Below are 13,069 nucleotides of genomic sequence, written 5' to 3'. Positions count from 1 at the left end.
TGCCATAGAGTAAAGTATGTCCGATTATAAAGTATTGCATGTCGACAGTGATAGTTTTGGTGATTTTTGTGTGCTCGATGATGGCGATTATCGCGTGTTATCTTTTGGCGACAATGACGAGCAAAGTAAACTGGACAAAGCGCAGCCTTACATACCGCAGCACACATATGTGCAAGCAATGTTGTCTGTTTTGTTATTCACTCAGCCTAAAAGTGTGATTATTTTAGGGTTAGGGGGCGGCGCCTTAGTTCACTCGCTGCGTCATGTTGATGCCGCGATTAAAATAACCGCAGTAGAATTACGCGAAAGAGTCATTGAAGTGGCTAAACGCTTTTTTCAGTTACCTTTGAGTAAAAAGCTTACGTTGCTCAATCAAGACGCCAATGTGTTTTTGGCTGATGGTGAACATAAAAAAGTCGATGTGATTTTTGCTGATATTTACAGTAACAAAGGTGTTGATAAGCAGCAGTTAACCGACTTATTTATTAAGCAAAGTAAACAGTTATTAAAAGCCGATGGTTTTTTAGTGCTGAATTGCTGGAAAGAGCATAGCCGTGATACCCACTTACGCGACACGCTTTATAGCCACTTTACTCATGTATATGCTTGTTTAACCGGTGGCGGCAACTGGGTGGTCTATGCCACTAATGGCAGTGGTAACTTTGCAGGGGCTAACAATAAACAAGCATTACAAAACTTATCGCAAAAGCTTGATACTAATATTAGCCGAGTATTAACCCGCTTTGGTCCATGGCAATAGAGTGGGTTTACAAATAAGAGTGTTATGCGGTTATATCGATTAATAATAAGTTCAATATAAAAAACCGATTAAGGTGATAGTTTTTATCCGTTATACTTAATCGGTCTCCATCGCTATTATGATTCACATCAGATGACGAGCAGCTTGTTCATCATCTCCGGCACCACAAGGTTGTCGGGTTTATATGAATCTTAATCTAATGGAGCATGACATGACACAATCTATCATCAACAGCACTATCAAGCCATTCAAAGCAACTGCATTTCACAACGGCGCATTCGTTGACGTGACCGAGCAAGACTTATTAGGCAAATGGTCTGTTGTCTTTTTCTACCCAGCTGACTTCACTTTCGTATGTCCTACAGAATTAGGCGACATGGCTGACCATTACGAAAAGCTACAAGCGATGGGCGTAGAAGTTTACTCAGTATCAACTGACACTCACTTCACTCACAAAGCTTGGCATGCAAGTTCAGACACTATCGGTAAAATCACTTACCCAATGATCGGTGACCCAACTGGCGCAATCACTCGTAACTTCGGTGTGATGATTGAAGAAGACGGTTTAGCACTACGTGGTACTTTCGTGATGAACCCAGAAGGCGAAGTTAAAGTTGCTGAAATTCACGACCTAGGTATTGGTCGTAGTGCTTCAGAATTAGTTCGTAAAATTCAAGCTGCACAATATGTTGCAACTCACGATGGCGAAGTATGTCCAGCTAAATGGCAGCCAGGTGAAGAAACATTAGCACCTTCAATTGACCTAGTAGGTAAAATCTAACCGCTAAGTTCACCCTTAGGTTAGTAATATCATCTCCAGTTAGTCGGCGCGCCCCCGGTGCCGACTAACACTCTCCACTTTTTCATTATTTCCCTTTTTTAGGAGTTGTTATGTTAGACGCGAATGTTAAAAATCAACTGAAAACCTATCTGCAAAACCTCAAGCACCCAGTTGAACTTGTCGTGTCTGCGGATGACTCAAGCAAAGCCATAGAATTAACCAGTTTAGCGCAAGATATTGTTGATTCATCTGACTTGGTGTCGGTGACATATCAACAAGGTAAACGTACACCCAGTATGAGTGTCATTAACCCACAAAATGGCACAAACATTACGTTTGCCGGTTTGCCAATGGGTCACGAATTTACCTCACTGGTATTAGCGTTATTACACAGTGGCGGCCACCCAATTAAATTGGATGAGCAAGTCATAGAGCAAATTCGTCAGTTACCTGGTGAATTTCATTTTGAAACATATGTGTCATTAAGTTGCCAAACTTGTCCAGAAGTGATTCAAGCACTGAACATGATGGCAGCAATTAACCCAAATATTACTAATGTGATGATCGACGGTGCACTTTTCCAAGAAGAAGTGACCGATCGCAATATCATGTCAGTACCATCAGTATTTTTAAACGGTGAAGCCTTCTCTGTCGGTGCCATTAGCGTTGTTGAAGTACTGAATAAATTAGATAAAAATGCAGCCGGCAGACAAGCCGAGCAATTAAACCAAAAATCAGCATTTGATATGTTGGTTGTTGGCGGTGGCCCAGCAGGTGCAGCTGCCGCGATTTATTCTGCTCGTAAAGGCTTAAACACAGGTATTGTGGCCGATAAGTTTGGTGGCCAAGTCGCTGAAACTGTCGGGATTGAAAACTTTATCTCTGTGTCTAAAACAGAAGGCCCAAAACTGGTTGCCAATTTAGAGGCCCACGTTAAAGACTATGACGTCGATATCATGGCGAACCAACGCGCATTAAGCCTCGCTAAAAACGGCCTATTTGATGTGACGCTAGAAAGCGGCGCAACCTTAAGCAGTAAAACCGTATTATTGGCCACTGGCGCACGTTGGAGAGAAATGAACGTGCCTGGCGAACAAGAATATCGCGGTAAAGGCGTGGCATATTGTCCACACTGTGACGGCCCGTTATTTAAAGGTAAACGTGTTGCCGTTATTGGTGGTGGTAACTCAGGTATTGAAGCCGCAATTGACCTAGCTAATATTGTAGAACATGTTACCGTGCTTGAGTTTGACAGTAAGTTACGTGCAGATGAAGTGCTGCAGCGTAAAGCGAAATCAATGGGTAATATTACGATTATTACTCAAGCGCAAACTACCGAAGTAAAAGGCGACGGTACTCGCGTTAGTAGCTTGATTTATACCGACCGTGCTAGCGGCGAAAGTAAAGAAGTCATCTTAGCCGGTATCTTTGTGCAAATTGGTTTAGTGCCAAACACTGAATGGTTAAAAGGTGTGGTAGATATGACACCTCGTGGCGAGATTATCGTTGATGAGCGCGGTCAAACATCTATTCCTGGCGTGTTTGCTGCAGGTGATGTGACCCACACACCATACAAGCAAATTATTATTGCCATGGGCAGCGGCGCAACCGCATCACTGGGGGCATTTGATTATTTAATCAGACACTCAGAAGAAACCGATGTAAAAGCCGCTTAATCATCTAATATAACTGCTGTTATTATCAATGCCACTCATATTAATGAGCGGCATTTTTGTATATTTATACCATCCTCTCTAGCTAATCTTTGTTTTCTCTCGCGCTAATTGAGCACTATCACAGCAATTGCACTTAATTGTTGTCATGTTAAGCGCCACTTTTTAATGAAATAGCGTATTATCAAGACAATTTTTTTGCTGAAAATTGCCTCAAGACGATGTTTGATTTACTTTAATCAGATTCAAAAATTTGATGTTAGCTATTCAGCGCTATTTTGCTTATTTTCACTGTAATGTGAGTTGTTTGGAAAAGGATTATCATGCCAAGCTTGATTAGAATCGTATTAATTAATACTCACCTTCCCGGTGTGGTCGAATTAAAATTAAATGGCCATACCAACATTTGTGGTACCAATGCCTCAGGTAAAACCACCTTACAGCGCCTTGTGCCAGTGTTTTATGGTGAATACCCTAGCCGTGTGGTGCCATCAACTCGTGACAGTTTTGAGCGTTGGTACTTACCGCACGATTCTAGCTATATTATTTATGAATACCAAAAAGATGACGGTTTACAATATCAAGCAATATTAGCGTCAGCTGGCGACGGTAAAGGGGTGAATTACCGCTTTATTGCCCGCGGTTTTGAGCTTGAGGATTATATAAAATCTCGCAATGGCGATACCATCATTTGCCATTCTATGGCCGAGCTTGGCCGTGAAGTTAAACGCGAAGGCATCGCGCACACTAACTTACTCAATACTCGTGAGTTTCGCGCCATTATTCAAAACGATCGCAGTTTACTTAATACGGGCAGTAACCGAAACGAGTTACGCACTTATGCGCGTCAATTCTCGCTGTGCGATGGCGAACACAGCCTACGTCATATTGAAAAGCTCGCCAAAGCCGTGCATTCAAAAGAAGGCAAAATGGAAACGGTCAAATCAATGATCGCCGCCATATTAGAAGAAGATGGGGTAAACCCGCCCACTTCTCGTCTTAATCCACAGCGAGTTGAAACCTGGATCCGTGAAAGCCAGCTCGTACAAGGTTTTGAGCAAATTCGCCCAGAATACGACAAGCTTGAGCAAGAGTTTAATCAACTATTAAGTGCCGAATTACGTTTAGCTAGTTTATCGCGTGGCTACCGTGACGATGAAACGCTTGAGGCCGAGCGTCAAGACCGCAGTCAAACCTTAGGCAAAGAACTTAATCTTAAACTGCGTTTGCTCGACGATGAGTGGAAAGATGTCCGCGATGAGCTCAACCAGGAGTTGTCGGCTGCAAAAGGCGATGTCGGCAAATTTGAAGATGAGCTAGATGCCATTGAAGATCAGCATGCCGCCTTTTTAGATGCCGATATTGAGCAGGCCAAAGCCGATCTAGATAACCTGTCTAATTGGCGCAGCGATTTAGAGAACCTGCAACAACGCCACAAACTGCAGACTGAAAAGCACCAAGACATTGAAGCGGCTTTTAATGCGCGCCGCAGTAAAATTGCCGAGCAGCTTCACCTTGAGCTTGAGTCGTTACACACCGAACAAGACACTCAACGTGAAGCGCGTGATAAACAGCGTGAGCTAGCCAATGACGATTTAGCCAAACTTGAACAACAATGGCGCGAGCAAACTGACGCGGGTAAAGCCAAATTTACTGAACAAGAATACCAACTTAAATTGCAGGCCGCAGAGCTTAAGCATCAAGTTGATGGCGTAACATACACCGAAGATGAAAAAATGCGTTTGGCGATTTTTGATGAGCGCATCAGCCTCGCCGACGAAGAACAAGAAACCTGTAATGCCAAGGTTGAGCGCTTAAGCACCGAGGAGCGTAAGCAGCGAGCCAAACGAGATCAGGCCAACGAAGCGCTGCGCATTGCCAGTATTCGTGTGAGCGAACGCGAAAATGCCAAAGAAGAATTGCATCACATGCTGTTCCCACAGTCGCATACGCTATTGGAATTTTTACGCAAAGAAGCCCAAGGTTGGGAGCAATCATTTGGTAAAGTGATAGCCCCAGAATTATTGCATCGCAGTGATTTACACCCAAGTTTAACCAAAGACAATAGCGATAGTTTGTTTGGCGTCCACCTAGAGCTTAATGCCATTGATGTGCCTGAATACGCCGCAACAGAGCAAGATTTGCGTATCCGTTTTGCTAAAGCTGAAGAAGCACTGCAAAGTGCGCAAGAAATGCATGCAGAAGCAGAAGATCAGCTGGTGGTAATGAACAGCGCACTGGATGCCATTACCCGTGAGTTAACCTTCGCCCGCACTGCCTATAAAAATAGTCGTGAAGATTTACGCCGCTTGTTTGATGAAAAGCGCAGTGAGCAACAAAAGATTAATCAAGCCGTCGCCGATCGCAAAACCGAATCGGGCAAGCGTTTGGTACAACTTGATAATGAATTAAAGCAGCTACATAACCAGCATCTTGAATGGCTAGCCGAACAAAAAGATCAGGCGCTTGAAGCACGCATGGACAAAAATGCTTACTGGCAAGAAGTCGTGGGTGCTATCGACAATCAGTTAGGGCAAATTAAAGCCAATATTGAACAGCGCCGCACTAATGCTAAAGCAGAGCAAAAAGCCTGTGAAACCTGGTACAAAAATGAGCTGAAATCTCGCGGTGTCGATGAAGGCACAATCTTAGCGCTTAAAAAGCAAATTCGTGAACTTGAAGCGCAAATCAGCCAGGCAGAACAACGCCGTAGCGACGTGTTACGTTATGACGATTGGTATCAGCATACCTGGTTAGCACGTAAACCTAAATTGCAAGCACAGCTGGCAGACGTTAAACGGGCCGCACTTGAGTTTGAGCAGCAATTAAAAGCCAAGACCGCTGAAATTAAACAACGACGCACCAGCTTAGAAACTGAGCGTAAAGTCTGCGATGCTGCTCAAGTTGAAGCGTCTGAAAACCTGACTAAACTGCGTGCGGTGATGCGTAAGTTGGTCGAGCTTAAATTACCGCCCAATAACGATGAAGCCATCGGCAGTATTGGCGAGCGCCTGCGCCAAGGCGAAGACTTATTACTAAAGCGTGACTATTTGATGGGCTCGGTGAAGCAATATGTTGAACACTTCGACTCTGTTATTGCCAGCAAATCGGGCTCAAGTTTGGCCGAGTTCTGGGAGCGCGCGCGTGACGAGTCTAGCTTTGTTAATGACAAAGGCATTCGCCTACTCGACTACCGTAAATTAGTGCCACAGCTTGAGCAGTTACTTAATGTAATGGTGCCGCAATCGTTAATGGCGATTCGTGAGCAAGGGCGTATTTTTGGTATCGACTTAACCGCATTTTACGACGTATTAACTGATATTGACCGCCGCATTGCCAGCCAAAGTGCACGTATTACTCGTGAAGTCGGTGAAGAGTTGTTCCTCGATGGCGTTTCTGAATCTGCTGTACGCATTCGCTCACGCATCAGTGAGCTCGAGTTTTGGCCTGAGCTTGAAGTGTTTGTAAAAGCCTTTAAAGCCTGGAAAGCTGACGGCTTTAGTCAGCTCCCAGACGAGCACTACACTAACTCAATGCGCCGCGCGTTAGACATTATTGGCCGCGCCGCATTAACTGGTGGCATTGCCAAATTATTGGAAATTGAATTGCGCTTAAAAGAGGGCAATAGTGATTTGATTATCCGCACCGACCGCCAGTTAAATGAATCGTCTAGCCACGGTATGGCATATCTGATTTTATGTAAATTCTTGTTGGCATTTACCCGTTTATTGCGCGGTAAAGCCCATGTGACCATTCATTGGCCTATTGATGAGCTTGGCACCTTACATCACACCAACGTGAAGAAGATATTTGACGCCTGTGAAAACAATAACATTAGCGTGTTAGGGGCGTTCCCAAATCCAGAATCTGAAGTGCTTAACTTATTTGCTAACCGCTACATTATTAATAAACAAACCAAAAAACTGCAGGTGGTTAAACCTAAAACTAACCCGCTAGCGGAGCGATTATCACAACGAAATACTGAAACTGCTAAGGAGCACAGTTAATGTCTGACTCAAATGAAACAACCTTAGTGGGAACCAGTGCGTTAATCGAACAGTTACTGCGTGGCGAGTTTATTTGCCGAGTGACTAACGAAGATGGCTGGCGTGCGCTAAAAAACAACAGCACCCGCGAGCGGATAGAAACGTACTTAAATCAAATTAACCGCACACTGGCCAGCGCAGGCGAAGGTGAAGTGTTCTTTTGTGGTTATTTACAACTCGGCGATGCTGAGCGCAAAGTGATTTCATCGCAGTTTAAAGACATTTGTTCAGCGTTGATCCCGCTGGTGGAATGGTTGGTGTTAGTGCAAGAGGCCAGCGGCCAGGATGCGCCATTAAGCGAAGGGGCACCGATACGCTTAACTGACTTACAAGCACGTATAGAAGACACGCCTGCCTTTAGAGAGCAGCTAACTAAACTTAGCCAGTATCGCTTATTTGGATCAAGCAGCAGCAATGTCGACGGCCAAATTAAGTTGGTGTTTAAGCGTTTAGTTGAGCTGGGTTATTTGACTAAACCTAACAGCGAGAAACAAATTTACATCGCCACCGGCAAGCTTGATTACTTGTACGAAGTGATCCGCTTTATTGACGAAACCGAAGGCCTAAGCCTTGAGGCACAAGCCGAAACCGCGACCCAAAGGGAGTTAATATGAGCAGCAACTTACACCAGGCCGGGGTAAAGCTGCTCAAACAACTCGGGCGGCATGCCGATGTGATCATGGATGCATATTTAGCGGGGTCGGTTAACGACACTGCCCATGATGCAGGCGTGATTGAAAAACTCAAAAAAAGCGGCATTTTGTGGCGCCCAGAACCTGATCAAGAACTGCGTTTAAAGCGCTCTGTGCGGGCATTGCTTGAAGAAGCCTTAAGCGATGAGCGTAACCGTCAAATTGACTCAAATGTTGGCTCGTCTTTAGCCACCATTAAAACCCTGGCTGATCATTATAAAGAAGCGCGTCATAATGTTGATTACAGCGCTGCAGAAGCTTATTTAGCCGACTTAAACGAACACGTTTACAGCTTTACTGACAGCTTACGCTATTCGATTCGGGTGTTATGGGGGCGGATTAATAACGAGTTTGGTTATGTCGGGACGATTAATGCCAAAATTCGTGAAAACGAACTGGCGCAAAGCCAGGTGTCAGACTTGCTCAATGGCCTCGAAATGTTCCAGTTTAGTGAGCTCGGTGAAATTGCCGGCGACATTCGTGAGTTGCGCCGTTTATTAATGACCAGCTTGCAAGAAACCTTAAGCCAGTGCACCCAAGAGTTAAGTATTGTTCAAGGCCGATTATATGAATTACTCGGTCGTTTTAGGCAAATTCAAGGGCGTACTCGGTTACTCAAAGGCTGGTTACTGCACACCGACATGCACCCAGATTATCAAGTTGATAACCATGTGGGTCATAAAAATGTTCCGAACTTATTTAATTGCGCTGAAGCGTTACTCGCTCCTGCCAGTGTTGATGTGAGCAACCCGCATCATGAGCTGGAGTTAATGAACGTTGTCGCCCAGGTAAAAGCCATTAGCCGTGATGCCTTACCGCATGTGGCTCGTGAACATAATGTCACCTTTGAAATGGGCGACAGTGAAGACTTTGATATTCCAGAAAATCCACTCAAAATTGCCGTGGATGAATATTTCTGTGAGGTGATCGATTCGGGGTTACGCCAATCTGCATTGAGTTATTTAACCGACAAGCAATTACAGTGGGATGCAGAAAGTTGGCTTTACCAGGTGATTGGGGGGTATGAAGGCTTGGCCGATGAGCATAAAAGTTACTTTGAATTAGAACCGATTGGCAAACCCGATCCTGTGTATAACGGTAATTTTATCATTCATGATGTTGAGTTATGGCTAGCCTAAGCCAGAGTCAATTACAGTTAATAGCTCGCGCGGCAAAACAACTTTTGCCGCGCGTACCTTTAAATGCAAGCTGGAAAAAACTCTATCAGTTATGGCAAATAGGCGAACCTGATGGTGCCGAAAAATACCTGTATTTAACCCATAAAGATTATGCTTTACTGCGCAAAATGGCGCAGGTTGATTCGGGCTTAGATATTCTCGCGCTCGATTTTGATGTACCTCGCCAACAAATGGCGCAGCATAGTGCCAATGAAAAGTACGCCAACATCAGCCCTGATGCCGACTATGTGTTAATTAAGCTGGCGCCTAATATCACTCAATCTCTCGTGTCTAAATCTGTGGCAGATAATGTGCTCGATGTGCTGACCGCATTGGATAATGCTTTGCGATTAAAGGTCGACACTGCCGTCACACTGTGTCAGCAACTCAAGATTAGCCAGCTCATCGTAGTCGAAAACCTCGACAGTTTTGACAATCTATTTGCTTATTCATTCACGCCCGAGCTACAGCCAATCATCGACAATTGCATGGTGTTGTATCGTGGCAGTCACGATTATTCACCGGCAGGGCGCAAACGTTTTTTACATTTAATCGCCGCACTTAAGTTGGATGTGATCGCCTTTACCGACCTTGATCCCGCAGGGTTGATGATTGCCAATACGCTTGAAAATTGTCACAGCATGATAGTGCCGAAATTGGTGCTCGATGCGCCAAATGAGTTACTGGCCCTCAAACAAGTTAATTCGGTTAGCGACTTTAATAAACAACATAAGCAATTAACTTATCTTGACAATATTATGTCGCAATCAACTCACAACACAGTGGCCCATACTTCCCAATGGCTCACATTAACTCAGTGGGTTGGACGTAATCATGTCAGTATTAAGCAACAACATATGTTAGCGAATGCATTGCGACTCGATCGCATTAATATTGACTATTAATAGCGAAATGTTGCTGTAGTTCTCGCTGATACAACCTTCCCAAAGCCGTTTTTCTGACTGGTTATACCATCATAATAATATTTTTAAATTTCATAATGCATTGTTATTTATTGCTTTTTTGTGTCAATTATTATGTGTGGTGTTTTTGTGTGCGCTTTTGTTCATCAAGGTGATTGAAATATTGTGCGCGATGTCTCAGTATTTCAGCGCTCGAAAATAATAAACACCAGGATTGGTATAACAATAATCAGCAACAGAAGTTGCCATTTCGAATGGGAAATAACAGATGACAAAATCACTTTCAGCACGGATCTTTATCGGTCTTTTTTTAGGTGTGCTACTCGGCAGTATTGTGCAATTCTCGCTGGCCGATAACGCCTTTTTTGGTGGCACTCTCGTCACCTTAGCAAGTGGTATCGGTACCATGTTCGTTAATATGATCATGATGTTAGTTGTACCTTTAGTGTTTGTCAGTATTGTTTGTGGCGTGTGTGAGTTACAAGATTTAAAAAGCTTTGGTCGCTTAGGTGGCAAAACCTTTGGTTTTTACATTATTAACACTTTAGTTGCCATTCTTGCGGCATTTACGGTGGCAATGGTATTTGAGCCTGGCAAAGGCGTTGATATGTCAAGCAGCGGCTCGGTCGATATTACGGCAACAGAGCTGCCTGATTTAATGTCACTCATTGTGAGCATTGTGCCGAACAATCCGTTTTCAGCGTTTACCTCTGGCAACATGTTGCAAGTGATTTTTATGGCGCTACTGATGGGCGGTGTGATTAAATCGATGGGCACCTCGGTAGAAGGCGCAGTAAAAGGCTTTCAAACCGCCAATAAAATCATGATGCGTTTAATCTCATTGGTAATGAGCCTTGCGCCATACGGTGTATTCGCCTTGATGTTTAAACTAGGGGCGACATTAGAACCTGAAATTTTTGTCAGTGTGGTTGAATACCTAGTGTTGATCTTAGCGCTATTACTGATGTGGATTTTTATTGTTTACCCTATTGCTGTGGGTGTGTTTACCCCTGTGTCGGCCAAAACCTTCCGCGATAAAACCCAAGAGCAAATCCTGTTTTCACTTTCAACGGCAAGCTCTAATGCCACTATTCCGGTCACCATGCGTACCTTGACCGATAAACTCGGAGTAAGCAAAGCCGTCGCCGGTTTTGGTGTACCGTTAGGGGCAACCATGAACATGGGCGGGGTGTCGATTTATATCACCATCGCCATTTTCTTTGTCGCCAACGCGTTTGGTATGCCAATTAGCAACGACCAAATCCCGTCGCTATTATTCAGCGTATTTTTGCTTTCAGTTGGCGCGGGTGGCGTACCTGGCGGTGGCATGGTAATGATTGGAGTATTGATTTATCAACTGGGCTTACCGGTAGAAGCGTTTGTGATTGTGGCAGCGCTTGACCGGATTATTGATATGATTCTGACATCTTGTAACGTAGTGGGTGACACTGCGGTACTGACTATTGTTGACCAGACAGAGAAAAAGCATCAAGTGAATCAAGACAGCTTAGTGGCAGCGAAAGAATAAGTTTAGTGAGTGACACTTAAACGACCTGCATTGCAGGTCGTTTTTGTTATGACGATTAGAAGCATTATCTGTGCTGCATTTTGTTTTCGATATTAGACATAATTTTGAATGTGGTATTTTCCAAATCATCTAGGCCACGATGTGCGACTAATTCATATGATCGATTAATTAATCGGTAGGCCTGCGGGTAGTTAAATTCGACGACCTCAAGTTCAGCCAAATCATTTAACGCCTGATTTTGACCAATGGGATACCCCATCATTTGATGATATTCAATGGCTTTTTTGAACTGATCTCTAGCATCGTTATTACGTCCAATACGTTGATTTATCACTCCAGAAAGTTGAGAAGCATAGCCTAATGTTAGCCAATCTTTCACTTTGGCTGCATTGCCTTTTGCAATATTGAGTACACCTAAAGCTTGTTCAATGTTGTCGGTTTCGATATAGCTTTGAGCTAATAATATTCTTAGGCGAGCCAGTTCACGTTGATCATTTTGACGTAGTGCTTCATCAATAGCATTCGTCAATGTAAGGCTAAGGCGTTCAAATTGCCGTTGTTGTAATTGAATATTACCTAACAGACGACTGGCAAGTAGGTTGGTTGGCGAGTGACCAATAACGGTTAATAAGTGCTGTTCAGCACCCAGTAAATCGCCTTGTTGGCTGAGTGTTATTGCTTGAACTAACGGTGAAGAATGTAAGCGAGATTGATAATCAGTTACTGGCTTATTATGTTTAGGATTAAATGTTTGGCTGATTGCTGCCGCAGTTGATGACAATACTTGATTGATATTGGCTGCGTTAACACTTGATGTGTCACTTTGACTTTGGCTGTGTAACGTATAACTGAGTTGATACTGGTTGTTGATAAAACTCACACTGGATTCTATGACTAATACCGCACCTGATATCGCCATGATTTTGTTAATGTTAGGAGTAAGGTTATCGGTTTGAGCGAGCCGCGAAGTAATATTAATGACATCCTCAGTTTGCAATAAAGGGTAGCTCACGCCGAGAGTTAGCTGCTGAATAAGCACATCCATCGCGGCATAGGCATTCCATTGAGTATCGACATCAGTTGTTGATTTTGGAGTGACAATCTTGACCGGAAGAACCAATACCGCGCCAGATGCCAGAGGTTTGGGTTTTATATTGGACAAGTAAGCATACGCACCAATACCAATCAGCAGCAAAATAACTACGCCTGTAAGGTATTTATATGTATGTGAGGTCGGTGCCTGTGGCATTGCGATAGTCCTTTATCAATATCGAATGAATTAACTTAGTGGTTAATTAAGTTATTGTAAAGAAAACCTGTTTTTATCTTTTGTGTCGCTATGGCTTAAGAGGTTTTGTGTTGAAGGGCGTGTCGAATACTCTATTTAAATACAGCGTAAAAATAAAAAACCGCCTTTTGGCGGTTTCAGACTGCTGACAAAGCCCTAGACATTCGTCTAGGGCTTTGATCTAATAGAAGTACAGATAA

At 43.7% G+C, this 13,069-nt stretch carries 9 protein-coding genes; 8 read left to right on the top strand and 1 reads right to left on the bottom strand.

Translation table 11 applies throughout. The features are described 5' to 3' along the window. Nucleotides 1–16 precede the first annotated feature (16 nt). The 8 genes from IEY42_RS18180 (at nucleotide 17) to IEY42_RS18145 (ending at nucleotide 11,581) form a co-directional block, all read left to right on the top strand. Nucleotides 17–760, top strand: a complete 744-nt coding sequence (locus IEY42_RS18180) for a spermidine synthase (RefSeq protein ID WP_188926715.1) — start codon at nucleotides 17–19, stop codon at nucleotides 758–760. A gap of 211 nt (nucleotides 761–971) precedes the next feature. Next, the gene (gene ahpC, locus IEY42_RS18175) at nucleotides 972–1,541 is read left to right on the top strand and encodes an alkyl hydroperoxide reductase subunit C (RefSeq protein ID WP_188918820.1); all 570 of its coding nucleotides are present in this window, start codon (nucleotides 972–974) and stop codon (nucleotides 1,539–1,541) included. Between the two features lie 110 nt (nucleotides 1,542–1,651). Next, nucleotides 1,652–3,217 (top strand): alkyl hydroperoxide reductase subunit F, encoded by a 1,566-nt coding sequence (gene ahpF, locus IEY42_RS18170; RefSeq protein WP_188926714.1) that lies wholly within the window; start codon nucleotides 1,652–1,654, stop codon nucleotides 3,215–3,217. A 320-nt stretch (nucleotides 3,218–3,537) separates the two neighbouring features. Further along, nucleotides 3,538–7,221: an ATP-binding protein gene (locus IEY42_RS18165; protein ID WP_188926713.1), complete on the top strand. Its 3,684-nt coding sequence runs from the start codon at nucleotides 3,538–3,540 to the stop codon at nucleotides 7,219–7,221. Continuing rightward, complete coding sequence (locus IEY42_RS18160; RefSeq protein WP_160054951.1) at nucleotides 7,221–7,874, top strand: condensin complex protein MksE; 654 nt, start codon at nucleotides 7,221–7,223, stop codon at nucleotides 7,872–7,874. The genes IEY42_RS18165 and IEY42_RS18160 overlap by 1 nt, the downstream gene beginning before the upstream one ends. Beyond that, nucleotides 7,871–9,091, top strand: coding sequence for a phosphoenolpyruvate carboxylase (locus IEY42_RS18155; protein ID WP_188926712.1), 1,221 nt, complete (start codon nucleotides 7,871–7,873; stop codon nucleotides 9,089–9,091). The genes IEY42_RS18160 and IEY42_RS18155 overlap by 4 nt, the downstream gene beginning before the upstream one ends. Further along, the gene (locus tag IEY42_RS18150; RefSeq protein ID WP_188926711.1) at nucleotides 9,079–10,035 is read left to right on the top strand and encodes a DUF7281 domain-containing protein; all 957 of its coding nucleotides are present in this window, start codon (nucleotides 9,079–9,081) and stop codon (nucleotides 10,033–10,035) included. The genes IEY42_RS18155 and IEY42_RS18150 overlap by 13 nt, the downstream gene beginning before the upstream one ends. 286 nt (nucleotides 10,036–10,321) lie before the next feature. Beyond that, nucleotides 10,322–11,581 carry a dicarboxylate/amino acid:cation symporter gene (locus IEY42_RS18145; RefSeq protein WP_188926710.1) on the top strand — a complete coding sequence of 420 codons (1,260 nt, stop codon included), beginning with the start codon at nucleotides 10,322–10,324 and terminating at the stop codon, nucleotides 11,579–11,581. A 64-nt stretch (nucleotides 11,582–11,645) separates the two neighbouring features. Here the strand turns inward: IEY42_RS18145 and IEY42_RS18140 are convergent, their stop codons facing one another. Then, nucleotides 11,646–12,830: a tetratricopeptide repeat protein gene (locus tag IEY42_RS18140; protein ID WP_188926709.1), complete on the bottom strand. Its 1,185-nt coding sequence runs from the start codon at nucleotides 12,828–12,830 to the stop codon at nucleotides 11,646–11,648. Nucleotides 12,831–13,069: the final 239 nt, after the last annotated feature.

The sequence above is a fragment of the Shewanella algicola genome (genome assembly GCF_014648035.1).
In the GTDB taxonomy this organism is placed as follows: Bacteria; Pseudomonadota; Gammaproteobacteria; order Enterobacterales; family Shewanellaceae; genus Shewanella; species Shewanella algicola.
This window is presented reverse-complemented; position numbering and strand designations above follow the sequence as displayed.

Bases quoted from the DNA above. Each gene is read 5' to 3' on its own strand.
- ahpF (WP_188926714.1), top strand. From the start codon at position 1,652: ATGTTAGACGCGAATGTTAAAAATCAACTGAAAACCTATCTGCAAAAC.
- IEY42_RS18150 (WP_188926711.1), top strand. From the start codon at position 9,079: ATGGCTAGCCTAAGCCAGAGTCAATTACAGTTAATAGCTCGCGCGGCA.
- IEY42_RS18160 (WP_160054951.1), top strand. From the start codon at position 7,221: ATGTCTGACTCAAATGAAACAACCTTAGTGGGAACCAGTGCGTTAATC.
- IEY42_RS18165 (WP_188926713.1), top strand. From the start codon at position 3,538: ATGCCAAGCTTGATTAGAATCGTATTAATTAATACTCACCTTCCCGGT.
- IEY42_RS18155 (WP_188926712.1), top strand. From the start codon at position 7,871: ATGAGCAGCAACTTACACCAGGCCGGGGTAAAGCTGCTCAAACAACTC.
- IEY42_RS18180 (WP_188926715.1), top strand. From the start codon at position 17: ATGTCCGATTATAAAGTATTGCATGTCGACAGTGATAGTTTTGGTGAT.
- IEY42_RS18145 (WP_188926710.1), top strand. From the start codon at position 10,322: ATGACAAAATCACTTTCAGCACGGATCTTTATCGGTCTTTTTTTAGGT.
- IEY42_RS18140 (WP_188926709.1), bottom strand. From the start codon at position 12,830: ATGCCACAGGCACCGACCTCACATACATATAAATACCTTACAGGCGTA.
- ahpC (WP_188918820.1), top strand. From the start codon at position 972: ATGACACAATCTATCATCAACAGCACTATCAAGCCATTCAAAGCAACT.